This window comes from Streptomyces sp. NPDC102274 (assembly GCF_044766385.1).
In the GTDB taxonomy this organism is placed as follows: domain Bacteria; phylum Actinomycetota; class Actinomycetes; order Streptomycetales; family Streptomycetaceae; genus Streptomyces.
The window spans coordinates 25,385-51,181 of record NZ_JBIWLW010000045.1; the positions used below are offsets into that span (position 1 = coordinate 25,385).

Genomic DNA, 25,797 nt, shown 5'->3' on the forward strand with positions numbered 1-25,797 from the left:
GGGCCGTGCGCCGTGGTGCCGCGAAGGAGACGGGGCTCGCCACCGCGTATGCGGCAGCCCGCGACGAAGCCGAAACCCACGGTGTCGCGAGCGAACTCGCCATCAGCCAGGCCCAGCGTGCCTTCGTCCTCGGCTTCACCCACCCCCGGCCGCGCCGACAACGAACCCCACCTCGCCCAGCACCTGCTGACCGGACTCGATCTGCGCCACCACGCTCACCGCCCGCATCGCCGCCCCGGTACGCGACGTCGGCACCACCGGAAACCTGCTTGACCGCCTCAGTCTGCTGAGCACAGAGATCAGCATCGCCGGGCTGGCCTCCATGGAAGGCACCCTTGAGCTGGCCAAATGCTTCCACCACGCCGTCCGAGGGGCACACGAGGACGTGGCACCGACTGGACCCGGGATCCGTGATCCTCGTGACGCCACCGCCAAGGCACCGCCGCTTGCCAGGAGGCGACTGCCTCAGCGACGGTGTCCGCACCGCTTGGACCGCCCACTCGGCATGTCCATCATGATGGATCTCCGGATTTCAAGATCCCCGACAGCGTCAGCTTCTTACGCGAACGGGAACTCTTCCACGACCTCCCACGTGTAGTACCCCGCTGCTGGGTCCCGCTTCTTGGCACGGAGCCCTGCACAGCGCACACGCCTCCGGCGACCGCGACCTCGGCGCCGACATCATGTCCGACTGGCCTACCAGGTCACCTGGCTGAAGGATCCGAAGACCGCGGCGAAGATCCACGAAGGCGCCGTCCTGCGTACCCACCACCCCACCATCGCCCACCGGTAGATCAACGACAGGATGCTCATGTGCCGGCCCCACGTCGTCGCCGCGAACCGGGCCTTCAGCGGACCCGCCGCCCGGTGCTCGGCGTACCGGCTCAGCCCCGCCTTCAAGCGCTCCCGTGAGTCGAACAGCCCCACCCCATGCTCGGCCAGGAACTCCATCCACTCCTTGACCGCCCGTGCGTAGTTCTCCCACGAGCTCGGCGCCGGCGCCCCGCTGGCCGGGAGCTCACGCAGCCACCGGTTCACCACCGCCGCCGGACGCGGCGCAGCTGGGCCGTCCTCGAAGCACAGGTCGTCGTCGGTGAGCACGGGCATCCCCTCGGGAATCAACGGCCGATGCTCGATGTCCCAGGACTGCCAGCCCCGAGACGAGAAGAAGTTCAGGATCATGAGCGCTGACAGTAGAAACACCACACAACCGAGCGCAAAGCCCAAACACCCTGGTCAACTGCTCAGTCGGAGTCAATCACCACACGGAAACCAAGCAGAGACAAAATGGCGGTACTCGTGCAGGTACCAGCCCGTCCCGGGCCCACGCACGGCCGTGTGCTCGTCCAACAGCGCACGGGCCTGCCCGTACGACAAGCGGGCGAACCCGGTGTCCGGGCAGACGTCGCGCGGGCTGACGACCTTGCCGGGGCCGGGCTTCCGGTGGGTGACGGCCGGCCTCCGGCATCGAGGTGCTCAGCGGTGCAGGGTGGTCTCTCGCTCGATATACGACAGCTTTTCGGGGTTGCGTACGGCGTAGAGGCCGGTGATGAGGCCGTCGTCGATGCGCACCGCGATGACGTTGTCGAGCTCGCCGTTGAGCCGGACGATCAGTGCCGGGCAGCCGTTGACCTGTGCCGGCTGCAGCACCGCGTCGGCGATCCCGCGCAGCACGTCGGCCACCGTGCCGGCCCCCGCAATGGGCGCCAGCGCGGCCTGCTTGACGCCGCCACCGTCGGTCAGCAGGACGACGTCCGGCGCGAGGATGTCGAGCAGGCCCTGCATGTCACCTGTATTGACCGCCCGCTGGAACGCCTCGAGCGCGTCTCGGGTCTCGGCCGCCGAAACGACCCCGCGCGGCCGGCGCGCCGCGACGTGAGCCCGCGCCCGGTGCGCGATCTGACGAACCGCCGCCGGGCTCTTGTCGACCGCCTCGGCGATCTCGTCATAGGCCAGATCGAACACCTCGCGCAGCACGAACACCGCTCGCTCGGTCGGCGCGAGCGTCTCGAGCACCATCAGCATCGCCATCGAGACACTGTCGGCCAACTCGACGTCCTCGGCCACATCGGGCGCGGTCAGCAGCGGCTCGGGCAACCAGGGGCCGACGTAGGACTCCTTGCGCCGGCCGAGCGTACGCAACCGGCCCAGCGCCTGCCGGGTGGTGATCCTGACCAGGTACGCACGCGATTCCCGCACCGTCTCGAGATCGACGCCCACCCACCGCAGCCAGGTCTCCTGAAGGACGTCTTCGGCGTCGGCGGCCGAGCCGAGCATCTCGTAGGCAACGGTGAACAGCAGATTGCGGTGGGCGACGAAAGCCTCGGTGGCCGAATCCATGCGGCCGCCACGAACGGGCGGCGCGGGTGTGTCCGTCGTCGTCTCGCTGTGGTCGTTTATGGCCGGCTCCTGCCTGTTGGTTCCCGATCGTGTCACGCGTACAAGATGCCGGTCGCCGCCGTGTTGTGACACCCGTGATCGGTGGCGTACGTCACGGTGCCGCGCTGTCACGCGGATCGGGCCGTCGGCATCTCGTGTTCGTCAACGCCACGCGAACGAGCCGCGGCACGCCAACGAGTGAGGACCACGTCATGGAACCCCGTTTCGACCTGATGACCAACGAGCTCGGCGCCAAGATCGCCAAGCGTGTCTACAACGTCGCCGTGCTGATCGAGAAATCGCCGCTGCCCAAGGCCACCCAAGATCTGGTGATGCTGCGCGCCAGTCAGATCAACGGCTGCGGCTTCTGCGTCGACTACCACACCAAGGACGCCGCGGTGGCCGGCGAAGCCGCGGTCCGGATCAATCTGGTCGCCGCCTGGCGCGAATCCACCGTGTTCACCGACGCCGAGCGTGCCGCGCTGGCGCTCGCCGAGGAGGGCACCCGGATCGCCGACGCCCACCACGGCGTGTCGGACGAGACCTGGGCCCAGGTCCGCAAGCACTACGACGGCGACCAGATCGCCGCGCTGGTCTCCCTGATCGCCATGATCAACGCGACCAACCGGCTCAACGTCATCGTGCGCCTGCCGGGAGGTTCCTACCAGCCCGGCCAGTTCGCCAGCATGGCGAACTGATCGACATTCAAACCGTCACCACACAAGGAGTGCATTATGGAACCCCGTTTGAACCTCTTCGGCAGCCCGGTCGTCGCCAAGGCCCTGGGCCACTACGGCGCAGCGGCCCCAGTACTCATCAAGGAGTCGACGGTGCCGACCGCGACCCAGAACCTGGTGATGCTCCGCGCGAGCCAGATCAACGGCGACGGCTACGCCACCGACGTCCACGGCAAAAACGCCGCGCACGCCGGTGAGACCGCCACCCGCCTCAACCTGGTCGCCGCCTGGCGCGAGGCAACTGTGTTCACCGCCGCCGAGCGCGCCGTCCTGGAGCTGACCGAGCAGGGCACCCGCATCGCCGACGGCGCTGGCGGTGTCACCGACGAAGCCTGGGCGAACGCCGCTGAGCACTACGACGAGGATCAGCTCACCGCCCTGGTCGCGTTCATCGCCCTCATCAACGCCACCAACCGCTTTGCCGTCATCAACCGGCAGCGCGGCGGCGACTACCAGCCCACCCATGCCGGATAACCAGATTCAGCAAGATCGGTGTGGGTCGTGGCGTGTTGTACACGTCCACGGCCCACGCCGACACCATGCATTACGTGGTCGGCAGTAGAGCTGGTGGGATGCGATCCGCGGCACTAGCCGCAGTGTTCGCGATGGAGAGATCCGAACCGTGTTCGTGCTTGCCCCAGGGTCAGGCCGTCGGCGTTCGCCTTCGACGACACGCGGATCTGTCAGACGGGCTCCGGCTGGCTCGTGCGGCGTCTGGAGCCGGCCCCCGGAAGCTGGCGCTCACCCGGCACCGCCGGGAGAGGCCGGCTGCGCGAACAGCCGGACGAACTCGCCCCCGTCCGGGACGCGTTCCATTCCCGGAAGCCGGGGGCGGACCCCTACGTACTCGAATTGTTCCGCTACGACGACCCCACCGTGGAGGACCGGCGCATCCGGACGGAGCTGGCACGGCTGCTGTCCCTGTACGGCATCACGCTGTCATACGACGACGCGCCTGTACTCGCCCTGATCGCGGACCTGAGCATGTAGCACCAGACAGGGCTCCCGGCGCCACGACCGGATGAGTGCTGTCGAGCGGGCGGGGCCGCTGCGGTTGCATCAGCCGGGTCGCACGTCGCGGAAGTTCTCGCAGAAGCGGCGCGTTGGAGCGGCGCGTTCTGCAGGGGGGCGGCGGACAGTCGTCAGCGAACCCGGCACCCCCGCGTCACGAGTCGACAGGGTCGGCTTCCCCTCTGAGATCGTCATCAACGCCAATAGTCGGGATCGGTATCGATCTCGTACCGGGCATCGAGCAGGATCTCCACAAGCGACTGCGGCATCACAGTGTCGTCCATGCTGTCCAACCCTGCACTGCCGATCCGTTGACCCACCGACCGACACCGTGCCCCTCAACGGAGCGGAGCGGAAACGGCGGCCGGTCGTCACCGACGGCCCCTACCTGGAGGCCAAGGAGTTCCTGGGCGGCTACTACCTGGTCGACGTCGTGAGCAGGGACCGCGCGCTGGAGCTGGCCGCGATGATCCCGGACGCCCGGTTCAACGGCCTGGGCATCGAGGTCCGCCAGGTGATCTTCTCCGGCGGCCCGTCCGCGTGAGCGCCGACCGCGCCACCGTCGAGGGCCTGCTGCGCGCGCTGGCGCCGCAGGCTCTCGGCGCGCTGGTGCGCCGGTACGGGCAGTTCGACCTGAGCGAGGACGCCGTGCAGGAGGCGCTGCTCGCCGCGGCGACACACTGGCCGGCCGAGGGCGTCCCCGACAATCCGCGAGGCTGGCTGACCACGGTCGCCGGCCGCCGCCTGGTCGACCGGATTCGCAGCGAACAGGCCCGGCGCCGGCGCGAGGACGAGGTGGCCGCCCTGGAACCGGATCTGTCCTCGCCCGGCCCGGGCGAGGACACCCCGGTCCACCGGGACGACACGCTGACCCTGCTGTTCCTGTGCTGCCACCCGGCGCTGAGCCCGGCCTCGCAGGTCGCGCTGACGCTGCGTGCGGTCGGCGGCCTGACGACCGTGGAGATCGCCCGCGCCTACTTCGTGCCGGAATCGACCATGGCGGCCCGGATCAGCCGGGCCAAGCAGCGGATCAGGGCCGCCGGCAGCGAGTTCACCATGCCGGTCGGGCAGGACCGGGCGGAGCGACTGCGGGTCGTGCTGCACGTGCTGTACGTGATCTTCAACGAGGGCTACACCGCCAGCTCCGGCGACCGGCTGCGGCGCGACGACCTGGCCGCCGAGGCGATCCGGCTGACCCGCCTGCTGCACCGGCTGCTGCCGGACGACGGCGCGGTGGCCGGCCTGCTGGCCCTGATGCTGCTCACCGACGCCCGCCGGGCCGCCCGCACCGGCCCGCACGGCGAGCTGATCCCGCTCGACGAGCAGGACCGCTCGCGCTGGGACCGCGGTCGCATCGCCGAGGGCGTCGCTCTGGTCACCGACGCGATGACCCGGACACTCGGCCCCTACCAGTTGCAGGCCGCCATCGCCGCGTTGCACGACGAGGCGCCCAGCACCGGCGAGACCGACTGGCGTCAGATCAACACGCTGTACAAGATCCTGGAGCGGATCTCGCCGAACCCGATGGCCAGCCTGAACCGGGCGGTGGTGGTAGCCATGATCGACGGACCGCGGGCCGGCCTGGCCCTGCTGGACGAACTGGCCGCGGACGACAGGATCACCGACCACCACCGGCTGCACGCGGTCCGCGCACACCTGCTGAAGATGGCCGGCGACCACCCGGCTGCCCGGGAGTACTACCACCGCGCCGCCCACGGCACCACCAGCCCGACCGAGCGCCGCTACCTGGAAACCGCCGCCGCCCGACTGGCACCACGCCCCGCCTCCGGCTGACCCTTCCCGCGCCGCCCCGGCCCGGCGTCGCGGCCCCGCGCACCCGAAGCCGCGTGAAGCGACAGGTAGCTTCGCGTGACGAGCGCCACGGGGTGTATCCGCGAGCGGAGCACCGCCGCCGTTCGTCCCGCCGGCATGGAGGTCGCACCGTCGTCCGGTGCGCAGCCGGCGTGGGTGAGGGCGATCAGCCCGTCCGGATGAGGAATCGCTGGTCGGCCGCGCCGGTACATGGTTCCTGGACGGCCTCGGCCCCTTCGGCGGTGTCGTTGTCGGTGATGCCGACGCACCGGCTGCCGTGGGCCGGGCGAAGCCGGAAACCCCCGGCGCTGTCAGTGGCGGTGGGTTCCAGGCGGAAGAGGGTGGCCCGGGCACAGTCGTTCCGGGGTTCGAGCATGTCCTTGACCGGGCCGGCGGTCATGACCGTCAGGCATCCTTTCCCTTCCTGGGGGTGGTGCCACTGGATGCGGTAGAGACCCTCGCCGGCCGGTTCGAGGTAGGTGCGCGGCACGGTGGCCTGGGCGCAGGGGAGTTGGACGGCGACGGCGCTGGCGTAGGCGCCGTCGCGATCGCGTCCGTCGGTCAGGCAGAGGTCGGGCGTGCGGGCGGGGCGGACCGTTACCCAGCCGCCGGCAGGAGCAGCCTGTGCGCCCGGATCACCGGAGTCGTCGGAGAGAAGCCACCACGCGGCCAGGGCGAGTAGCGGGACCATGAGCGCGGTGGCGAGCGCGATGGTGCGGCCCGTGAGTCGGCGGGGCCGCGGGCCCGTGCCTTCATCGGTCCGAGGCCGCGTCTCGGCTTCGGGGTTGGGCGTTGTGGCGGGTACGGCGGCGAGGTGCGCGGCGATTCGGTCTCTGGCGTCCAGCCAGGCGTCGACCCGCTGCGTGTCCCCGCAGGCGCGGACGAACGCGGCCAGTAGTTCGGGGCGCGGCAGGTTCGTTCGTTTGAGGATGTCGGCCAGCGTGCTGCGTGCCAGCACGTCGCCGTTTCGGGCAGCCTGCTCCTCCAGTTCGCGATATGTCAGCCCTGAACGCTCCTTGAGCTGCTGCATCGACTCGATGAAACCGGCAGCGTCCCGGGCTTCGTATGGCGACAGCTTCCCCGCGTTCCCCATGAACGTCATCTTGCTGCGGCTTCGGCCGGAGGGGCAACGGCGGATTCCGCCATGCCCGGCTGTCCGGGGCGCGATCCGGACAAGGTCCTGACCAGTCCGGACAGCATGCTTCTGTGCAGGAAAGGGCGAAGCCAGGAGTGCTCGGGCCAAGCACGACCGGGCACCGCGCGCCGCGCGGACACGGCGTACCTGTCGGAGGAGCGTCACATCATGCGTCAACGTCCGTGGAGGTGAACAGCGTTACTCTCGGCCGGCCTCTTCCGCCGGGACCAGCCCTTAGGACCGGACGGGGCCTGGAACGCTCGGTCATATGCGGGTTCGGGTGTGTCCTCACGGCTGTTCGGGGACCTACAGGTCGAACTCGATGTGCTCCAGGTCGGTGTACTCGACGAGAAGCCCGGCGGCGCGGCGGCCGCCGTCCTTGAAGTAGATCTCCTGGAGTGCTTCGGCGGCGATCTGCCGCAACTGCTGGTCGGGGGCGCCTTGTTCCTGGGCGGTGAAGAGGCGGGCGGCGTAGGCGGGTGGGAGAGCGACGGTGAGGTGTCGGAGGCGGGCGTCGTCGGTGCTGCCGGGGGCGGCGGTGTAGCCGAAGCGGGCGCGGGTGTCGATGACGATGCCGCCGCTGGTGGCCGCCGTCTGCTTGGCCTTCGCCCTGATCTGCGGCTGCCAGCGCTTGGCCACCTCGCGCTCCAGGCGGGTTGCGAGGTCCTTGCGGGGTTTTCTGATCTGTTCCTTCACATACCGCTCGACGGTGCGCTGGGAGACTCCGAGCAGTCCGGCGACCGCGCGGGTGCCTTTGAGCTGTTTGACGAGGTAGCGCATCCTGGCGCCGGCTGTTTTGGGGATGGGGCGGGTGAAGGCGCGTTGGACGGCTTTGTCGAGGCCGTCTGCGAACATGCTCATCGGCTACTCCCCGTTGTCCTCGGCGGTGATGCGGCCGTCCTTGATGTAGCGGGCGAGGTTGAGTTCGTCTCCGTGCTCCTCGCGTACGCCTTCGGCCCACAGGGTGGTCTGGGTGCCCTCGTGCTTGACCATCCCCGGGCTCACGCCGAGGCGGAAGCCGCCCGGCAGGGGCTTGCCGCCGCTGTAGGGCAGGAAGTCCAGCGGGGACGGTCCGTCGGCCGTGTACACCGCGCAGTCGGAGAGGACCGCGACGGGGAACTGGCCTGTGGCGGCGGCGTGTTTGAGCATTTTGCGGTGCATGTTGACCCGGGTCCTGGAGATGACGGCGGCGCGGATGTCGGGGCGCCAGGTCGGGCGTTTGAGGGCGGGCCAGGGCTCGCCGGGGCGCCAGCCGCCGCCGCGGGGGCGCTCGCGGAGCTTGCCGATACCGCCCTTCACCGTCGCCTTCACCGCCGACAGGACGATCGCCAGGTGCGGGTCGCGCTGCCGGCAGCCGTCCATCGCCGTCAGGAAGTCGGCCGGGGCGAGGTCGGTGGTGACGCCGAGGTCGGCCATCGTCGCGACGTACGCGTCGCGCAGCCGCTGGTACCAGCCGTCCAGGAAGCGGCCGTTCTCGTACCGGACGTATGCCTCGGCCGGTACGACGTCGTAGCCGAGCTCCACCGCGTACGCCACCGTCGGCGTCGCGTACCAGGCCGGGCCCTCGGGCCGGTTGCCGCGAGGCGTGAACGGTGACGGCAGGCGCGGGTCGAGCTCGATGTGGGAGAGGTCGACCCGCCAGGAGCCGGGCAGCTTCGGGTCGAATGCGGGGCGCTGGACGTGTGCCGGGGCGCCGAGGCCGACGATCGCGCCGTTCGCACCCGCGGCGAAGGCCATGTTGACGTCGATGCCCACCAGGTAGCGCTGGAGGCACTCGTCATCGGTGAGCGGGCGGGCCCAGTCGTACGCCTCCTCGGCCAGCATCTCGGCCGGGGTGCGCTGATGGAAGCGCGGCAGGCGGGCGAGGAGCGGGTGCCCGTCCGGCGCCTCGCACGGCGCGCACTCCACCGGCTGCTTACCGAGGGAGCCGGGGTTGTGCTCGCTGTGGCGTGTACCCGTCGCGTCCGGCTCGCTCGCCCGCGTGGGCGGGTGCAGTGATGTCATCAGCTCCAGGCCGGTCACGGCGGTGGAGCCGCAGGGAGTCACGACGCGGGTGGCGTAGGTGCCCAGCAGGCGGGCGAGTTCGGCCGGCGGCAGCAGGGCGGCGTTGCCCCAGTGCCGGGTGTCGAGCGCGTTCCACGAGGGGATACACAGCTGGACGCACGCGCGCCGGGCGCCTTGTGCCGGCCGGTAGATCCTCGCCCACGGCCCGAAGCCCCGCTTCGTGAGCTGCCAGTCCGCCCGCGTCAGCCGCTTGTGGACCGTGTGCCCCTCCGGCAGCCGGCCGGACAGGCGCTCCTCGTCACTCAGCCGTACCGGCAGCCCGTACCGCTCGCACGCGGACTCGGTGAGCACGATCAGCGGATCGGCGTCGCGTCCGTTGACATGGAGCCGGGGCGCACCGAGCCGCGACTCGGTGAGAGCCCAGCCGACCAGGGCCGGGAGGGACTTGGCGGGTACGTCCAGGACCAGGCCGCCGACGCAGTACGCCGACACCTGCCCGTCCTCGGCATCGATGACGGCGAGCGGCCCGTTCTCGAACCGCGGATCCACGGCGGCGGGCGGCGCGGCCGGCTTCGCCGTGGTCTTCCTCCCGGCCGGGCGACGCGACGTCGGGGACGGACCCGCCGTGCTCGTGGGACGGGACAGAGCAGCGGTCGCCGCGGGGCGCACAGCGGTGACGGGGTCGCAGGTGGCGGCCGTCGGGGCAGGTGCCGGGCCGGGTACGGTGCGGGAGGCGGGCTCGGCTGTCGGCGGGAGCGCAGTACCGGGGGTGGTGCCGGGCCCTGACTTCACCGGGTCCGGTGCGGGGGCGGGGGGGTACAGCTCGGCGAGCTTGTTCAGCAGCCGGGCGTAGGCCTCGCGCTGCGGCGGGCGCGGTTCCGTCCTGCCGTTCTCCCAACTCACCACGGTCGCGCGACGCACGTCCAGCGCGGAGGCGACCTGTTCCTGGGTCAGGCCGTGTGCCTTGCGCAGCCGTTCGCGCTCCCCCGGAGGCGGCAAAGGAGCGTGACCCGCGATGAGGGCATCGACGGCATCGAACAGCTCGGACATGGAAGACCTCCCCGATCACGCATCGACCCTACCCCCGGCCACCCGGCGAACCTTACTTTCCGAGTTCTCCGTCAGATCTTTTCGCGTACTTTCTCGCTTGGGGACGGACCCGGGGAGGTCGTGGGTGATGGCGCCTGCGGCGGCCCCGGCGGTGTCGTCGATACGTCACATCTTCGAGTCGGGCATATGCGGTATTTGACCTGGAGCGCGCTCCAGGGGGCACGCTGGGACTCATGAACGAGCTGATCGTCCCGGAGGTCCCGGTCGAGGTACCGGACGAGGGGCTGTCCATCGGCGAGGCCGCGGCGGCCTGCGGGCTGAGTATCGACACGCTGCGCTACTACGAGCGAGAAGGACTGACGCTGTCCCCGGCTCCGCGCAACGCTTCCGGACAACGCCGCTACGGCGCGCACGATATCCGGTGGCTGGCCGGTCTGGTCATGCTGCGCGGCACCGGCATGCAGATCAGCGGGATCAGACGCTATACCGAGCTGGCCCGGCATCCCGGCACCGAGGCCGAGCGCATGCAGATCCTGGAGCAGCACCGCGAGCGCGTCATCGCACAGATGGAGCAGACCCGCACCCACCTGGCGGCCATCGATCGCAAGATCGCCGCCTACCGGGAGACCAGCACCCCCACAGGCAAGGAGCGAGAGCAATGAGAGCCGTCACTCTGGGCAACCAGGGACTTACCGTATCCGCGCAGGGTTTCGGCGCGATGGGCATGAGCGCCTACTACGGCAGCGCCGACGAGACCCAATCGGTCGCGACACTGAACCGGGCCGTGGATCTCGGTGTCACCCTGATCGACACCGCCGAGGCGTACGGGCCCTTCGAGAACGAGAAGCTCATCGCCCGCGCGCTCGGGAGCCGCCGTGACGAGGTCACCCTCGCCACCAAGTTCGTCACCGAGTTCGACGACGACGGCACTCCGCACGGGCTGAACGGCAGCCCGGCCTACGTGCGACGTGCCGCCGAACGCTCACTGCGTCATCTGGGCACCGACGTCATCGACCTCTACTACCTCCACCGGGTCGACCCGGCCGTCCCGATCGAGGAGACGGTCGGCGCCATGTCCGAGCTGGTGCAGGCCGGCAAGGTCCGCCACCTCGGCCTGTCGGAGGCGTCCGCCCGGACGATCCGGCGCGCGCACGCCGTCCACCCCCTCACGGCCGTGCAGTCCGAACTGTCCCTGTTCAGCCAGGACCTGCTCACCAATGGCATCAAAGCCACGCTCGACGAGCTGGGCATCGGCCTGGTGGCGTTCTCCCCGATAGGCCGCGGATTCCTGACCGGGGCCATCCGCGGCGTCGACGACCTCGAACGGGGCGACGCCCGGAGAACCCTCCCCCGGTTCTCCGCCGAGAACATCGCCGCGAACCTCGTCCTGGTCGACAAGGTCAAGGACCTGGCCACCGCCCGGGGAGCGACGGCCGGCCAGATCGCCCTCGCGTGGGTCGCGGCCCAGGGCGCGGTCCCGATCCCCGGAACCAAGCGGCGCAGCTACCTGGAGGAGAACGCCGCCGCCGACGCCATCGACCTCACCCCCGCCGAACTGCGCACGCTCAACGAAGCGGTGCCCGCCCACGCGGTCACCGGAGCCCGCGACACCGAGGCAGGACTGGCCGCCACCAACCGCTGACCCCACCCGGAACGGAGCAGGACTTCGGCGGCGATCTGCAGGATGCCGGCGAGGAGCCGGTGGTGGAGTTCGCCGGGGGCGTCCTGCTGTCCGCCGGCCGGGACGGCGGTGGCGGATCATGCGCGGCCGAGCCCGATCCGCGCTTTCTTCCCCGGCGGCCCGCCGCTGCCGGCCGCCGGGGAAGACCCGCACGTCCTGGAGCCGCGCGGCGCCGGACCCCGGCGGTACGGAGCGCTGAGCGGTCCGCGGCAGGTGCGTGCGGGGCATCCCGGTGTGTCCGGGCCGGCCGCCTCCCTGATTCCCGCATGGTCTCCTCAAGCGGGATTCAAGCGGGATTCAAGTGAAATTGAAGCGGGTTCGGACTCGGCCTCCAGTGTTCTTGGAGCGGGTTTCGGGAAATAATTCGGGGTTCCGTGATCCCGCCCCGGGAATTGTCATGCCATCAGGCGTGGAAAAGGGGCTTTCCGTATCGGCCGGTCAGCCGGTCTTCCGCCGGATGTACCGCTTCTTGCCCGCCGGACCGCTCATGCCCTTGACCTTCATACGGCCCTCTTCGTGGGCGTGTTGGGACTGGGGCGTGTTGTTCTTGCGTTCGAGCGCCTCACGGAATTTGTCGCGGGCCGACCCCTCGTCGGCGTTGTTCGCCGGTGTCTCCGTCATATGTATCTCCTTAGTTGTCGGGCGTCGGAACCAGCCTGACGCAAAATAACGGATCGGGCGAGGCCGGGTTTCGGACGGAAAGGAGCCTGCGCTTCCCGGTCCGGGATGCCGAAGAAGTCGGCGTCGAACTCCGGGGTCGTGCACGAACCCGCCCACGAGAGGGTCGGCGGCCGGGTCGGCCGGGCCGTGGTCGTAGAGCCGGCCGGTGTCCCGGCCTCGGTCGGCGGGGAAACGGTCCGATGGCGTCCCGGCTCTCGTCGACCAGCTGCCAGAGGTCCTCCGGTGAACGCACCCCGCCGGGGCCCGGCCGGTGGAGCGGTGACCTGGTGCGGCCCGGCGCCGGGCCGCGGACGAAGGCCACCGTCAACGAGAAAGGGACATCGGAAACGCGAGGGGGAGCCCCGATCCGGTGGCTCCGGCATGGGTCATGGACACGTACGCCCGGTGTGCGACCCGTCATGCCCGCGACGCGCGGGACTCCCGGCCCGGCCGCGCCGCCTCAAGCGCCGCTATGGAGTGTCTCGTGCGCTGTTGCCGAGGAGGCGTCCGGACAGTTCGTCGATCAGTTCGCCCGCCGAACCGGAGAGGACGTCGGGCACGGTGAGATCGTCCACGATCATTCCGTGCACCGCGAGGTACATCAGAATGATGGTGACGCGGTCGCCGGGCAGGCCCGCGTCCTGGTGGAAACGGACATTGTCCTCCAGCTCCGCGCTGAGGATCTTGTTGAGGTCGGCGCCGAGTTCGGGGCGGCGGGTGCCTTCCAGCCGCAGTTCCAGCATGGCGAGGTAGCTGCTGCGGTCCGCGTCCATGCGCTGATGGACCTGGCGCAGCAGGAGTGCCACCAGCTCCGGGGAGGGCGTGGCGGCCATGGTCGCGGCGAGCGCGGCGGGATCCGGCGTCAGACGCTCGCGCGTGCGCCGCATGATCTGCCGCAGCAGTTCGGCGCGGTTGAAGAAGTAGTTGGAGGAGGTGCCCACGGGCACCTGGGCCTCGGCATCGACGGCGCGCAGCGTCAGTCCGCGTGAGCCCTCGCGGGCGAGGACTTCGATGGCCGCGTCGAGCAGCGCGGTGCGGCGGGCCGGATTCTGTCGCACGGGAGAACCTCCACAGACATTGACACCACTTCAGGTGAAGCACTACATTCAAAGCACTGCACCAGAGTACATCGCAGCGACAGATGGGAGTCAACATGCGAGCCCGTACAGCGACTGGGCGCCGTTCCGGCGCGTTCACCGAGTTCAAGCGTGGCGGCCGCGGCATCCAGCCGCCGAAGCCCCGTTCCGTCCCCCGTCCCCGGCCGCTTCCCAAGCCCGGCACCCGACGGTGACCCCGGCGGGGCCCGCGACGGACCCTGTATCGGCCGCGGTGAGCAACCCACCCCGGGTGAGGTCTTCTTCGGCCGACGGGTCCGCACGGGCGCATGGCGCCACGGCACATGCCGCTGATGGCCGGCGTCGGCGTACGCGTCGCACGCCAGGCGCGTCGTCCGGAAGGACGCCGTTCCATCCGCGGCATCCGTGGCATCCGCCGGCCCCCGTCGCCGGCGGGCCGGCGGCGGTCTGCGCACCTCTTGCGCGGCACCGTTCACCATCTGGCTGACGCCGCACATGGCTCGCCGCCCTCCGCGCGTCGGCGCTCAACGACCCCCGAACCTGTATCCCCGATGGCTCGGAGCCGTCGGCCTCCCGCGCGCAGGACCCGTCCGCGCCGCATCCCGCGGTCTCGCGGCGCGGGTGGCGGTGACGACGCGGACCGGCGCACCCCGGAAGGCCGCTCGGAGAAGGCCGTTCAGCCGCGACCGGCCGGCGGTCATCCGGTGCGTCGGGCCGCGGCTTCGAGCAGCCGTGCGAAGTCGTCGGCGTCGGTCGAGGCGGCGGCGAGTACCAGGAGCGGTGGCCGGCCGCCGGCCGCCATGATGAGCCGGGCGGTCTCGTACGCGGTTTCTCCGCAGCCGGAGAAACCGGCGAGCACGAGGTGCCCGCCCACGTCGGCCAGGGGCCGGAGGGCGGTGTACATGGCGCGGGGATCCCGGGGGAGGGAGCCCAGCAGCACGAGTGCCTCCGGCCCTCGGTACGAGCGGGCGAGCAGGTCGTAGCAGCGGCGGGGGTTGTGGTGTGACGGGAGCAAGCAGACGATACCGGCGCCGCTGTCGCGGGCGGGGCGCAGGGTGATGACCGGGAACACCCCCTCCTCCTGGGTGGCGTCGGTGTCCGCGCGGGCGCCGGCGTCGCGGGCGGAGTCCGCATGGGCGGCGTCGCCGTCGGCCATGAGCTCCAGTACTCCGGCGATGCTCGTCGACTCGTCCGCGACACGCGGGAGTTCCCGCATCAGCCGTCCGAGGTGCCCCAGAACATCGGTGACGCCGGTGAACCGGGCACGGTCGTAGGAGACGTTCACGACCAGCCCGCCGTCATCATGGTGATGGGCGACGAGGGTGACGGGGAACGCCGTCCGGGCCCCGCGGGTCTCCGGGAGAGCCACGCGGACTCCCTGAGCGGCGAGTTCCGTCACCACGCCCTCCAGCAGCCTCGGCCGGCTCTCGAAGACGACAAGGCTGCCCGGCGGGCCGGGCGGCCGGTCCGGGGCCTCGGTCCAGGCGCGGATCTGGCCCGCCGAGACCCATTCGTAGGCCGCCATGTCCAGCAGCCGGTCACGCAGCGCGGTGAGCAGCCGCGGCACGCTGGAGCGGGGGTCGACGACGACGGACATGGGCAGCGGGTTGCGCAGGGCGCCGGGCAGGCGCTCCGCCCCCTCCATCAGGATGCCGCGCCCGGACAGAGCCACGCTGAAGCGGACCGCTTCCGCGTCGGCGGACCCGGTCGCCCGGTACAGCAGCAGCGCCCAGGCGGCCTGGAGCGCACCGCTCTCGGTGCTGCCCCAGGTTGCCGCCCAGGCGCTGAGTCGCGCTGTCTGGGCGGCGGTGAGCCGCAGCCGGGCACGGCCGGTTACGGCTCCCGTGCCGCCCGGAGCGAGAACGGCGGTGGTGGCGGTGGCCTCAGCCGCCGGCAGGGGCGAGTGTGCCGCGTCGGGCGGCGGCGCGGCCCATGACCAGAACTCCCTTGCCGCAGCGGTGTCCTGGCCCGCGATCCAGTGCGCGTGGTCGCCCAGGTCGGGGCGCCGTTCGCCGCCCGGCAGCCTGCCGTCGGCCAGATAGGCACGGCAGAACCCCCGCAGAAGCAGGCGGGCGCTGAAGTCGTCGAGCAGGGCGTGGTGGTAGGTGAGCAGTACCCGCGTGGGCGGAGCGGTTACGGACCCGGCAGGCCCGCCGCCCAGGACGGTCACGCGCAGCGGACCGGGCCGGCGCGGGTCCAGGCCGCGTCGCCGGTCGCGTTCGACGAGTGCGGCCCAGTCGTCGGTGCCGTGCGGCAGCCGCACGACGTCCGCCTCGACGTGGTCGTGCAGGACGATCCGGGGCTCGGGGCTGTCGGCGAAGGCGGCGCGCAGCACGCTCTCCCGGTCGAAGAGGGCCTGCCAGGCCGCCGTGAAGCGTTCGGGGTCGAGCGGCCCGTGCCACACCCAGGTGAGCTGTTCGACGTGGCGGCCGGTGCCCGGGTGGGCGTCGGCGTCGGCCATCAGCTCGCGCTGGAGCGGGCTCGGTGTGAGCGTGCGTATGACGGTGCCGACCGGGAGCAGGTCGGTGAGCAGGTCGGCCAGCAGACCCACCGGGACGTCGCCGGGGGTGCCGGTGGTGAGCCGCACGGTGTGGTGGCCCGGCCCGTGGTACGTGATCCGGTGCTGCCAGCGCGGGCCGTCCGGCAGGCGCGCGGCGATCCGGTCCAGAGCGGCTTCGAGACGGCCGGTGTCCATGGCGCCTCGCAGTTCCAGGACGGCCGGGGTGTCGTAGGGGGGTTCTCCGGGGTCGACGACGACGGTCATCGGCTCGTCAGGAGACGTGTGCGAGGAGTGACTGGCGGTCATGGCGTGTGCGGGGCGCGCCCCCTCCCTCCCCTCTCTGCGGGTACGGAACGAGTGTGCGAGGCCGGCCTGTACGGGCCGGATCCGGCGCCGGCACGGCGTCGGCCGGGAGATTCCGGCCGGGCGCGGGGCGGCACGGAGCGGTCTCAGCGGGGTCCACGCGGCGTCGTTCCGGCCGCGTGGATCACCGCGTGCGCGCGATGGCGCGGTTCGCCGAGCAGATGTCCCCGTGGCCGTGAGGGGGACGCCGCGGCCGCGCGCCCGGCGGCGAGTGGCATGCCGCCGGGAAGCATCTGAAGGGTGGCGCGGCGTGCCGCGAGCGCCGGGAGGTCTCGTTCTCTCACGGCAGCCTCCTCGTCCTCGCGTCCTCGTCGGTTTCCGCTTCCGTCCGGCACGATAGCCGCGCGTGGGGGGCGGGATCCGGTTTCTGCAGCGGCTCTGGACGGATGTGCGAACCGCTCTGAAGTGGCGGCCGCGGCGGACCGGTCAGGCGTCGGCTCCCGTGGATCCCTCATCCGGCCGGCCGGGTTCTGCCGCGCCGCCGGTGACCTGCGTCCGCGGGACGGCCGGACGGCCACCGCGGGGCCCTGCCGGGCAAGTCGGCGGCCCGCCCGCGGCGCCGGATGCGTCAACGGCCGGGCCCTGGGCGGGGAGGGCGTCAGCCGGGGCCGAGCAGTCCGGCGATGGTCCCCATGAATCCCTCGTCGAGCATGGTCCGTGCGGCGGTGTCGCGTGAGGTGTCCAGTCCGGAGTCGTGGCAGGCCACGCTGACCAGATAGCGGCCCAGTACGCGGCGGGTCGTGAAGGACCATTCGCCCCGCATGGCGGGGGTGCCGTCGGGCGCGAGCAGTCCGCCCGATCCGGCGTCGAAGCCGAACTCGGTGAAGCCGAGCCGCAGTCCCTGGCCGAGCGCTTTGGTGTAGGCCTCCTTCAGGGTCCACAGTCTCAGCAGTCCGGCCGTCCGCTCCGCCTCGGGCCGCGCCGCGAGATCCGCGTGCTCGGCGGGTGTGCACACATGGCGCTGGAAGAGTTCGAACGGCATGTGCCGGTCGGTGGGTTCGGCGTCGACCCCGATCCTGCCGTTGCGGCTGATGCCGACGGCGATCAGGTCGTCGGTGTGGGTGAGGCTCACGTCTATCTGGCCGAAGCCCCGCAGGTAGGGCCGTCCGCCTATCTTGTACGCGAGGTCGAGATCGGCGGGTCTCACACCCAGCACGGCCGCGGCCGTGCACTTGGTGGCCAGCCGGGAGGCGACGAAGCGGTAGCGGACCGCGGGATCGGAGGTCTGGCGGTAGCGCTGCCAGTCCCGGCCGAGCAGCGGGCGCAGCGAGGGATCGGCGACGGCTCCGGTGAGCCACTCCCCCCAGGTGGTGTGCACCACGGCGTTGCCGCGCAGGTCCATTCCCTCGCGTACCAGGTCCCACGGCCCGTCGGGGCCGCTGACGTGGAGGGGCTCGGTGATGCGCTCCGCGCCGCTGCCGTTGCCGGTCGTCGGCTCTGTCCGCGTCAATGGTCGTTCCTGCCCTGTGTCACTGCCTGCCTCACCGCGAGAGGGGGACGGCGTCCAGGTCGCAGCTGCGGCCTGTCCTGTAACGGCGGACCAGTTCGTCCAGTACGTGTTCCAGACAGCCATCGGGCAGATCGGGGACCGGGATGCCGAGCCGCTCGCCGAACCGGGACAGGGCGAGCACGGCCCAGGCCGGCTCGGCGAGGAAAGGGTCGGTGCCGTCCTGGCTTTCCCACACGCCGAGCACCGCGGCGGCGGCGACGATCAGGCTGTAGCGGTCGCTCAGTACGCACACGGCGGGGTCGGTGAGCGCCGTGGTGCCGTACGCGGGCAGCCGGCGGCACTCCTCGCGCAGCGCGCGCAGTTCGGTGACGAACCCCCCGGCCAGCTCGGCGAGAGCGGGGAGCCGGCCGCCGGCGCCCCGGGACGCGGCGAGCCGGGCGGCGGAGCCGACGAGGGAGGCCGCCATGAAGTCCCCGCCGCCCGCGATGCCCAGCGACCGGTAGTCCAGGACGGGGAGTTCGCCTCCCTGCCGGAACAGTGCGGGCGGCGGATCCTCCTCGGCGAACCAGGAGCGTTCGGCGAGGCCGCGCAGCTGCGGGACGATCACGGCCTGGCAGGAGGCGGTCCCGGCGTGGCCGAGTCCGGCGACCGGAAGGTCCCGCATCAGCTTGTCGAGTGCGCCGTACCGCGGGTTGTCGTGCTCGTAGCCGCGTGCGCCGAGGACGGTGGCGAGCTCCTCCAGGTTCTCGCGCAGCAGGTCGGGCACCACGTACTTGACGGCGGCAGCGAAGAGATGGGCCCGGTCGGGCAGCAGGCTCAGCGCGCGCAGGACGACGGTGGCCATGCTGTCGCAGGCCAGGATGTCGGCGAAGACACCGGTCAGGGGCTTGTGCCAGCGACGCGCGACGGGAGCGCTACGGCCGGTGGTCGCGGCCCGTACGGCGGAGCGCAGGACGGTCTCGGCAGCCGCGGTCACCACGCCGCAGATCAGGCCGTGGTTGACCTGTGACGTGCGCAGGGCGAGGGCGACGCCTCCTCCCGTCGTGCCGACGAGGGCCTCGCCGGGGACGGCGTAGTCGGTGAACTCCAGCCCGGAGAAGAGCGCTCCCCGCATGCCGGGGGTGGTGACGCGCGGCAGGTGCCGTACGGCCGGGGCCTCCTGCTGTCCGGGGTCGAGCAGCAGCACCGAGTGGCTGCGCGGTCCGCGGTCCGGATCGGTGCGGGCGTAGACGACCTGGGCGTGAGCACGCGAGGCGTTGGTGATCACGTCCTTGCGGCCGTCCAGCAGGTAGCCGCCGTCGGGCATGGTGCGGGCGGTGAACTCGTCCCGCAGGAGCGCGTTGGCGTGGGCCAGTTCGTGGTGGAGGATCGTCGCCCGGCCGCCGCCGAGCAGGAGGTCGGCGACGTGCCGGCGCTGTCCGGGCGCGCCGGCCGCCCAGACGGCGCCGGCGGCGAACAGCGAGGTGATGCCGGAGCCGAAGCCGAGAGCGACGTCACGGCGGAAGACGGGGCGCAGGACGCGTGCGAGCAGATCGGCCCGGATGAGCCGGCCACCGTACTCGGCCGGCACGAACTCGGCGCCCAGGCCCTCCTCGACGAGCAGGCTCTCGGTCTCGGCAGGCGGCGTACGCCGGTCGTCGGCAGCGAACAGGGCCCGCAGTCCATGCGGGTTGGCGGGTTCCAGCGGGTCGCCGAGCAGGGCCTCGAGCCGGGCGGCGCGCTGCTGGGCTTCGGCCTCCCACCGGCTGCGAGCGGTGGCCGTCGTCCCGGTGCTCTCGGTGGTGAGGGTCATGGCGGCGGGGATCAGCTCCATCGTCGCGGGATGCGCGGCGCGTCTGGCGCCCGTACGCACGACTTTGAGGGCGAGCGGTCGGGTTCCGGTGGAGAAATACTGGACACGCCGTCCGCGGCGATGGCGTCTGCCGGCTTCCGCGGGTACTTCCGTGGTATTCGCGAGTGTCGGCCGAGCCGCTTCCGGGCGGAATCCCAGGACGCCTTCAGCGGGTTTTCGTGCCGGAACGAAGAAGGCTGCCGCGAGCCTCCGTTCCGGAGGTTCGCGGCAGCCCGGGATCTTTCCCCGGGCAAGCGGGATCGCCCGGTGTCACCGGTCTTGCGGCAAAGCAGCGTGTCTGTCCGGCCGGGCCGTTCATCGCCTTGGCCGGCCCGGGAGCGACAGCCGTGTCCGGCGGGCTTTCCACCGGTCGCGGGAATTGGGATGCGCCCTATGCCACGTCGGGGACGAGACGCTCGACGACGGCCTCGTTGTTCTCGTTGCGGGCGGAGTCGGCCCCGGCGGCCGCCGGCCTGCTCGGGGGCAGCAGGGGGGCGAGGGCGGCGGTCAGCAGGAACGCGGCGACGTTGTACCAGAGGGTCAGGGCGACGCCGGAGCTGAAGTCGGCCGCCCGGACTGCGGTGGATCCCGTGGTGTCCGTGCCGACGAGCCCGAAGAAGACCGCTCCGACGACCGCGATACCGACGGCGGAGCCGAACTGCGTCGTGGCGTTGACCACTCCGGATCCCGTGCCGGCGTCCTCGGCGGGGAGGTCTCCCAGGACGGACGTGGCGAGGATCGGCGTGCTCAGCCCCATCCCCAGTCCCATGAGGAGCGCCGTGGCCGCTACGTACGGCCAGGTCAGTTCCGCCCCCTTGGCGTGCACGGCCCCGATCGTGGCCAGCACACCGAGGGCCATGAGGATCGCTCCCCCGGCGACGAACAGACGTCCGTGAGTGGGCCCGAAGCGCCAGCCGAACTGGAACGTCAGGACGACGCCGAGCGGCCAGGCGGCGAGGGCGAGGGCCGTGTCCAGCGCCGACCAGCCCAGGCCGAACTGGAGGTGATACGTCAGTACGAAGGAGAACGAGGAGACCCCGGTGAAGGCGAGCAGCGTCACCACGAGGCCGGCCGAGAAGGAACGTTGGCGGAACAGCGCGGGCGGCACCAGGGCGGATCCGTCCAGCGCCTGCCGCCTGCGCTGGTGGACGACGAACACGATCAGCAGCGGCACGGCGGCGGCCATGAGCACGAACATCCAGGCCGGCCAGCCCTGTTCCCTGCCCTGGACGAGCGGGAACATCAGCCCGAGCGACGCCGCCGTCAGCAGCAGCACGCCCGGCAGATCCAGCCGGGGACGCTCACCGGCCCGGAAGGAGGGCAGTGTCCTGGAGCCGATGAGCAGGGCGAGGATTCCGATGGGTACGTTGATGAAGAAGACGGTGCGCCACCCGAGACCCATCAGATCGAGGTCGGAGAGCAGACCGCCCAGCAACGGCCCGCCGATGCTGCCGACGCTGAGCAGAGCGCCCACCAGGCCGGCCGCCAGGGCCCACTCCTTGCGGTCGAAAGTCCTGACGATGATGGCCATGACCTGGGGCAGCATCAGGGCGGCCATCAGTCCCTGAGCAAACCTCCCCGCCACCAGCATCGCCGGCGAAACCGCCAGCCCGCACAGGACAGAGGCCACGGTGAACAGGGCGACCCCCGTCAGGAAGACCCGCTTGGCTCCGAGGATGTCGCCCAGCCGCCCACCAGTGATCAGGAACATGGAGAAGGCCAGGGCGTAACCGGCCATGGTCCACTGCGCGGTGGTGAATCCGATGTCCATGTCCCGCTGGATGCTGGGCAGCGCCACGGTGACGATGTTCGCATCGAGTCCGTCGAGGAAGGACGCGATGCCCAGTACCCCCAGTGCCACCCAGCGGCCACGCGGGGGCTGAGATGTCTCTGTCACTTGATCATCTCCTGTGCGGGGGGTGGGGAGGAGGCGATCCCGGTGCGGATCGGCTGGACGGTCGTGACGCCTGATACCGGTGAAGCACGCCGGGCTCGTACCGCGAAGCGCGAACGCCCGGCGGATGCCGCGTCCGGCCTCGGCCGGAGGCGGCATGGTCGTCCCCGGCCGCCCGGGCAGCGGTTCCTTCGTCATCTTCGCGACCGGCGCTCGATTGACGCTTGAGTGTCACCGCATCGCTGTGCGCGGCCGTTGGACAGGTCACGGAGCGTCTCGTCACAGCGCTCCCAGTACGGCGTCGAGCGCCTTGTCCATCTCCTCGGCCGTCAGTTCCCCGGCCGTCTGCAGTGCCACGACGGTGTCGCTCGGGGACGGGGCCTGTTCGGGGCGCGCGAGTTCCAGCAGCCTGTCGAGCAGCCCGCTCTGCCGCAGTTGATCGGGGGTGACGCGGGCCAGCGCCCACTGGGCGGCCAGCGCCGGGTCCTGGGGCGGTGTCCCCTCGTGTGCGGACTCCTCGAAGGACAGCCGCCCGTGCAGGAAGTCGGCGATGGCCCGTGGCGTCGGATAGTCGAACGCCAGGGTGCTCCCCACGGCGACCTGCGTGTACTTGGCGATGCGGTTCTTCAGCTCGACCGCCATCAGCGAGTCCCAGCCGAACTCCCGCATGGGTTTGTCCAGCGGTACGTCTCCGGTGCCGGACAGTCCCAGCACCGCGGTGACCTCCTGCTGGACGAACTTGCGCAGCGAGACGATCCGTTCCTCGTCGGGCAGCGCGGCCAGCCGGTCGCGGAACGCGGAGGCCTGCTCGACGGACTGGCCGGCCCGCTTCGGCTTCGGCCGCACCAGCACTCGCAGCAGCGCGGGCAGCAGCTGTTCCTCACCCGACCGCTGGAGCCGGCCAAGGTCCAGCTTGACCGGCACCAGGTACGGCTCGGGCCGGCGCAGTGCCGCGTCGAGGAGCCCCAGGCCCTCTGTCACGGTCATCGCCTGGGCGCCCTGACGGCGCATGCGGGCGACCTCGGCGTCACCGAGCTGTGCGGTCATGCCCGCCCCGCCCTGTGCCCACAGGCCCCAGGCGAGGCTGGTCGCGGCCAGTCCCCGCTTGTGCCGATGGACGGCAAGGGCGTCCAGGAAGGCATTGGCCGCACCGTAATTGCCCTGGCCGGGTGAGCCGAACGTGCCGGCCACGGACGAGAAGAGCACGAAGGCCGCCAGGTCCATGTCCCGGGTCAGCTCGTGCAGGTGCCAGGCACCCGTCAGCTTGGGGGCCAGTACCCGCTCGAACCGCTCCGGTGTCTGGTTGCCCACGACTCCGTCGTCGATCACGGCGGCGAGGTGCACCACGCCGGTCAGCGGATGCTCGCGGCCGGCCTCGGCCACGGCCTCGGCGGCCTCCTCGCGGCTGGAGATGTCGCAGGCCACGAGGCGCACAGAGGCGGCGCCCGCCGCCTCGAGCTCCGTCACCAGCTCCGCGGAGCCCGGCGCCGCCGGTCCCTGACGGGACGTCAGGACCAGGTGGCGTACGCCGTGTCCGGCGACCAGATGGCGGGCGACCTGCCGGCCCAGCTCCCCCGTACCGCCGCTGACCAGCACTGTGCCGTGCGGGTCGAGCGCACGCGGGGTCGTGAGCACGATCTTGCCGGTGTGCCGCCCCGACGCCATGTAACGGAACGCGGCGGGCGCCTCACGCACGTCGTACGAGAGATACGGCAGTGGCTCGATCGTGCCTTGCCCGAGCAGCCCGGACAGCTCCGTCAGCATCCGGTGCAGACGGGCCGGCTCCAGCGACAGGAGGTCGAACGCGCTGTAGACCACTCCCGGGTGGGCCTCGGCGACCTCGCGAGGATCGCGGATGTCCGTCTTGCCCATCTCCAGGAACCGGCCGCCGCCCGGCAGCAGCCGCAGCGAGGCGTCCGTGAACTCCCCGGCCAGCGAGTTGAGCACCACGTCCACCCCCGTGCCGCCGGTGCCGGTCAGCCACCGCTCCTCGAAGAGCGTGTCGCGCGAGGAGGCGATCCGCTCCTCGGGCAGTCCGAGTCCGCGCAGCGTCGGCCACTTGGCCCGGCCGGCCGTGCCGTACACCACGGCGCCCATGTGGTGGGCGAGCTGCACGGCGGCCATGCCCACACCACCCGCCGCCGCGTGCACGAGCAGCTTCTCCCCCGCCTTGAGATCGCCCAACTCGGTGAGCGCGTAGTAGGCGGTGAGGAAGGCGAGCGGAATCGTCGCACCCTGCTCGAAGGTCAGCGAGTCGGGCAGCCTCACCGTCAGGTGCGCGTCGCCGCGCACCTCCGTACCGAACGCGCCGAGTGCCAGACCCATCACCCGGTCACCGGGCCTCACATGCGTCACACCCGCGCCCGCCTCCAGGACGACACCCGCGAACTCAAGACCCAGCTTGGGCGTGGCGACCATGCCGAGCGCGTTGAGGACATCACGAAAGTTCATTCCGGCGGCGCGCACCGCGATCCGCACCTCGCCGTCGCCGAGCGGCTCCGAACGGTCCACGGGGACCAGTTCGAGACTGTCGATGCTGCCCTTCTCACGGATGTCCAGATGCCAGGGCCCGTCCGCGGCGGGCGGGTTGAGGGTGCCGCCGGTCCTGGCCGGCTCGTTCGACGTGCGGACGAGACGCGGCGCGTACCCGCTCGTGCCGCGCAGCGCCAGCTCCGGCTCGCCGCCGAGGGCGAGCGCCCCCGCCAGCAGACCGGGCAGCGCGCCCGGTTCCGGCTCGGCGCCGGCCAGATCGACGAGGCGCAACGTCCGGTCCGGGTGCTCGCCCCGCACCGCCCGGACCAGGCCCCAGAGCGGGGAGCCGGCAAGCGCGCCGACGGCGTCCTCCGGCCTGGCGGCGAGCGCGTCCCGGGTCACCCAGACGAGCTCGGCGCCCTCCAGGCTCTCCTCGGCCAGCAGCCCCCGCAGTACTCCGAGCGCGTCGAGCGTGCCGGACCGCGCCTGTGTGCCCTGGTCTCCGGCGTCCGTGGTGCCGGTCGTGTCGATGACAATCCGGCGCGGACGGTCCCCGGCGGCGGCCAGCAGAGCGTCGAAGTCCGCGAAGTGCGGGACATCCAGGGCCGGGGCCACCAGACCGCCGACGCCGAGCACGACCGTTCCGGCCTCCGCCGCCGCGGTATCGGGCAGGTTCACCGGCTGGAAGTCGACACTGTAGAGGTGGTCGGCAGCCGACGGGCCGGTGACGCGCAGCTGCGCCGCGCTCGCTTGCTGGATCTCCAGCCCGGCCGCGTACAGGACCGGCTTCCCGGCCGGGTCGGTGGCGAGCACCGTCACGGTACGACCGCCGGAGCCGCCCGCGGCGGACTCGTGCAGTTCGACGCGGACGCGCAGTTCGGTGGCGCCCGTCGCGTGCAGGGTCACATCCGTCCAGGCGAACGGCAGCAGCACCGTGTCCTCGGGCCGCTCGCCCGTGTCCACGCCCGCGAGAACGTGCAGGGCCGCGTCGAGCAGTGCCGGGTGGATCCCGAAGCCCTCGATGTCCTTGTGCTGCGGCTCGGGCAACACCACCCGCCCGTACGCGACACCGTCGCGGCGCGCGAGAGCGGTCAGACCGCGGAAGGCGGGGCCGTACTCCAGTCCCTGGCCGTCCAGTGTCTCGTAGAAGCCGTCGACCGGGAGCGGCTCGGCGCCGGCCACCGGCCACCGCAGGAGGTCGGCCTGCTGATCCGGGGTGACCTCTCGCGTGTCGTCGGCGAGCTGGCCGGTCGCGTGCATCGTCCAGGAGCCCGGTTCCGGGGAGGTCTCGGGCTGGCTGTATATCCCGATCGGACGCTGCCCTTGGTCGTCCGGCGCGCCGACCTTCACCTGGATCCGTACGGGGGCGTTCTCACCGAGGACGAGTGGCTGGGCGAGGGTGAGTTCACCGACACGCGCCGAGCCGGCCGCTCGGGCGGCGGCGAGCGCGAGGTCGAGCAGTCCGGTGCCGGGGACGAGGACGGTGCCGAACACGGCGTGGTCCCGCAGCCACGGCTGTTCGGTCAGCGACAGACGGCCGGACAGCAGGTGGCCCTCGCCGTCGGCGAGCTCCGTGACGGCCGCGAGCCACGGGTGTTCGGCCGATACGAGCCCTGAGTGCCGGGCGTCGCGGCCGGCGTTTCTGGCCGGTTCGATCCAGTAGTGGCGGCGTTGGAAGGCGTAGGTGGGCAGGTCGACGGGTGTCCCGCCGTCCAGGACTCGGTCCCAGGCAATGTCCTGGC

At 71.5% G+C, this 25,797-nt stretch carries 20 protein-coding genes and 1 pseudogene; 7 read left to right on the plus strand and 14 right to left on the minus strand.

What is annotated here, in order from left to right:
• Positions 1–696: 696 nt before the first annotated feature.
• The 3 genes and pseudogenes from ACIRQP_RS37030 to ACIRQP_RS37040 form a co-directional block, all read right to left on the minus strand.
• The gene (locus tag ACIRQP_RS37030) at positions 697–1,182 is read right to left on the minus strand and encodes a site-specific integrase (RefSeq protein ID WP_403898664.1); all 486 of its coding nucleotides are present in this window, start codon (positions 1,180–1,182) and stop codon (positions 697–699) included.
• Between the two features lie 105 nt (positions 1,183–1,287).
• Positions 1,288–1,470 (minus strand): annotated as a pseudogene (locus tag ACIRQP_RS37035) (site-specific integrase); the annotation flags it as partial.
• 6 nt (positions 1,471–1,476) lie between these two features.
• Positions 1,477–2,340 carry an RNA polymerase sigma-70 factor gene (locus ACIRQP_RS37040; protein ID WP_403898667.1) on the minus strand — a complete coding sequence of 288 codons (864 nt, stop codon included), beginning with the start codon at positions 2,338–2,340 and terminating at the stop codon, positions 1,477–1,479.
• A gap of 251 nt (positions 2,341–2,591) precedes the next feature.
• Here ACIRQP_RS37040 and ACIRQP_RS37045 point away from each other — a divergent pair, with 251 nt between their 5' ends.
• The 5 genes from ACIRQP_RS37045 to ACIRQP_RS37065 all read left to right on the plus strand — a co-directional run bounded on the left by ACIRQP_RS37045 (position 2,592) and on the right by ACIRQP_RS37065 (position 5,921).
• The gene (locus ACIRQP_RS37045; RefSeq protein WP_403898670.1) at positions 2,592–3,077 is read left to right on the plus strand and encodes a carboxymuconolactone decarboxylase family protein; all 486 of its coding nucleotides are present in this window, start codon (positions 2,592–2,594) and stop codon (positions 3,075–3,077) included.
• A gap of 36 nt (positions 3,078–3,113) precedes the next feature.
• Positions 3,114–3,590, plus strand: a complete 477-nt coding sequence (locus ACIRQP_RS37050; RefSeq protein WP_403898673.1) for a carboxymuconolactone decarboxylase family protein — start codon at positions 3,114–3,116, stop codon at positions 3,588–3,590.
• A gap of 231 nt (positions 3,591–3,821) precedes the next feature.
• Entirely contained in the window at positions 3,822–4,106 is a 285-nt protein-coding gene (locus ACIRQP_RS37055; RefSeq protein WP_403898676.1) for a hypothetical protein, read from the plus strand.
• Between the two features lie 352 nt (positions 4,107–4,458).
• Positions 4,459–4,671: a YciI family protein gene (locus ACIRQP_RS37060; protein ID WP_403898678.1), complete on the plus strand. Its 213-nt coding sequence runs from the start codon at positions 4,459–4,461 to the stop codon at positions 4,669–4,671.
• The gene (locus ACIRQP_RS37065; protein ID WP_403898681.1) at positions 4,668–5,921 is read left to right on the plus strand and encodes an RNA polymerase sigma factor; all 1,254 of its coding nucleotides are present in this window, start codon (positions 4,668–4,670) and stop codon (positions 5,919–5,921) included. Before ACIRQP_RS37060 ends, ACIRQP_RS37065 begins: the two co-directional genes overlap by 4 nt.
• A gap of 184 nt (positions 5,922–6,105) precedes the next feature.
• On the opposite strand, the gene ACIRQP_RS37070 is transcribed toward ACIRQP_RS37065, so the two are convergent.
• From ACIRQP_RS37070 to tap, 3 genes are all read right to left on the minus strand, one after another.
• Entirely contained in the window at positions 6,106–7,032 is a 927-nt protein-coding gene (locus tag ACIRQP_RS37070) for an RICIN domain-containing protein (protein ID WP_403898683.1), read from the minus strand.
• 348 nt (positions 7,033–7,380) lie between these two features.
• Entirely contained in the window at positions 7,381–7,935 is a 555-nt protein-coding gene (gene tpg / locus ACIRQP_RS37075; RefSeq protein ID WP_403898686.1) for a telomere-protecting terminal protein Tpg, read from the minus strand.
• A 3-nt stretch (positions 7,936–7,938) separates the two neighbouring features.
• Positions 7,939–10,128 carry a telomere-associated protein Tap gene (tap, locus tag ACIRQP_RS37080; RefSeq protein ID WP_403898688.1) on the minus strand — a complete coding sequence of 730 codons (2,190 nt, stop codon included), beginning with the start codon at positions 10,126–10,128 and terminating at the stop codon, positions 7,939–7,941.
• Between the two features lie 233 nt (positions 10,129–10,361).
• On the opposite strand from tap, the gene ACIRQP_RS37085 reads away from it, so the two are divergent.
• Positions 10,362–10,790 (plus strand): MerR family transcriptional regulator, encoded by a 429-nt coding sequence (locus tag ACIRQP_RS37085; protein ID WP_403898690.1) that lies wholly within the window; start codon positions 10,362–10,364, stop codon positions 10,788–10,790.
• Positions 10,787–11,770, plus strand: a complete 984-nt coding sequence (locus tag ACIRQP_RS37090) for an aldo/keto reductase (protein ID WP_403898692.1) — start codon at positions 10,787–10,789, stop codon at positions 11,768–11,770. Before ACIRQP_RS37085 ends, ACIRQP_RS37090 begins: the two co-directional genes overlap by 4 nt.
• Before the next feature lie 477 nt (positions 11,771–12,247).
• Here ACIRQP_RS37090 and ACIRQP_RS37095 read toward each other — a convergent pair whose 3' ends face one another.
• The 8 genes from ACIRQP_RS37095 to ACIRQP_RS37130 form a co-directional block, all read right to left on the minus strand.
• Positions 12,248–12,430 (minus strand): DUF5302 domain-containing protein, encoded by a 183-nt coding sequence (locus ACIRQP_RS37095; protein WP_403898694.1) that lies wholly within the window; start codon positions 12,428–12,430, stop codon positions 12,248–12,250.
• Between the two features lie 509 nt (positions 12,431–12,939).
• On the minus strand, positions 12,940–13,527 hold the full coding sequence (locus tag ACIRQP_RS37100) for a TetR/AcrR family transcriptional regulator (protein WP_403898696.1): 588 nt from the start codon (positions 13,525–13,527) through the stop codon (positions 12,940–12,942).
• A gap of 715 nt (positions 13,528–14,242) precedes the next feature.
• A complete protein-coding gene (locus tag ACIRQP_RS37105) occupies positions 14,243–16,351 on the minus strand; it encodes a condensation domain-containing protein (RefSeq protein ID WP_403898699.1) in 2,109 nt (702 codons plus the stop codon).
• A gap of 143 nt (positions 16,352–16,494) precedes the next feature.
• Positions 16,495–16,692, minus strand: a complete 198-nt coding sequence (locus ACIRQP_RS37110) for a hypothetical protein (protein ID WP_403898701.1) — start codon at positions 16,690–16,692, stop codon at positions 16,495–16,497.
• A gap of 314 nt (positions 16,693–17,006) precedes the next feature.
• Positions 17,007–17,858 carry a 4'-phosphopantetheinyl transferase family protein gene (locus ACIRQP_RS37115; RefSeq protein ID WP_403898704.1) on the minus strand — a complete coding sequence of 284 codons (852 nt, stop codon included), beginning with the start codon at positions 17,856–17,858 and terminating at the stop codon, positions 17,007–17,009.
• A gap of 31 nt (positions 17,859–17,889) precedes the next feature.
• Complete coding sequence (locus ACIRQP_RS37120; RefSeq protein ID WP_403898707.1) at positions 17,890–19,710, minus strand: acyl-CoA dehydrogenase; 1,821 nt, start codon at positions 19,708–19,710, stop codon at positions 17,890–17,892.
• Between the two features lie 370 nt (positions 19,711–20,080).
• Entirely contained in the window at positions 20,081–21,586 is a 1,506-nt protein-coding gene (locus ACIRQP_RS37125; protein ID WP_403898710.1) for an MFS transporter, read from the minus strand.
• A 276-nt stretch (positions 21,587–21,862) separates the two neighbouring features.
• Positions 21,863–25,797 (minus strand): SDR family NAD(P)-dependent oxidoreductase (locus ACIRQP_RS37130; protein WP_403898713.1); only part of this gene is annotated, 3,935 nt, incomplete at its 5' end.

What these genes read in the sequence shown, in the direction of transcription:
- ACIRQP_RS37090 (WP_403898692.1), top strand. Translation starts at nt 10,787, where the DNA reads ATGAGAGCCGTCACTCTGGGCAACCAGGGACTTACCGTATCCGCGCAG.
- ACIRQP_RS37050 (WP_403898673.1), top strand. Translation starts at nt 3,114, where the DNA reads ATGGAACCCCGTTTGAACCTCTTCGGCAGCCCGGTCGTCGCCAAGGCC.
- ACIRQP_RS37085 (WP_403898690.1), top strand. Translation starts at nt 10,362, where the DNA reads ATGAACGAGCTGATCGTCCCGGAGGTCCCGGTCGAGGTACCGGACGAG.
- tap (WP_403898688.1), bottom strand. Translation starts at nt 10,128, where the DNA reads ATGTCCGAGCTGTTCGATGCCGTCGATGCCCTCATCGCGGGTCACGCT.
- tpg (WP_403898686.1), bottom strand. Translation starts at nt 7,935, where the DNA reads ATGAGCATGTTCGCAGACGGCCTCGACAAAGCCGTCCAACGCGCCTTC.
- ACIRQP_RS37045 (WP_403898670.1), top strand. Translation starts at nt 2,592, where the DNA reads ATGGAACCCCGTTTCGACCTGATGACCAACGAGCTCGGCGCCAAGATC.
- ACIRQP_RS37070 (WP_403898683.1), bottom strand. Translation starts at nt 7,032, where the DNA reads ATGGGGAACGCGGGGAAGCTGTCGCCATACGAAGCCCGGGACGCTGCC.
- ACIRQP_RS37030 (WP_403898664.1), bottom strand. Translation starts at nt 1,182, where the DNA reads ATGATCCTGAACTTCTTCTCGTCTCGGGGCTGGCAGTCCTGGGACATC.
- ACIRQP_RS37105 (WP_403898699.1), bottom strand. Translation starts at nt 16,351, where the DNA reads ATGACCGCCAGTCACTCCTCGCACACGTCTCCTGACGAGCCGATGACC.
- ACIRQP_RS37095 (WP_403898694.1), bottom strand. Translation starts at nt 12,430, where the DNA reads ATGACGGAGACACCGGCGAACAACGCCGACGAGGGGTCGGCCCGCGAC.
- ACIRQP_RS37040 (WP_403898667.1), bottom strand. Translation starts at nt 2,340, where the DNA reads ATGGATTCGGCCACCGAGGCTTTCGTCGCCCACCGCAATCTGCTGTTC.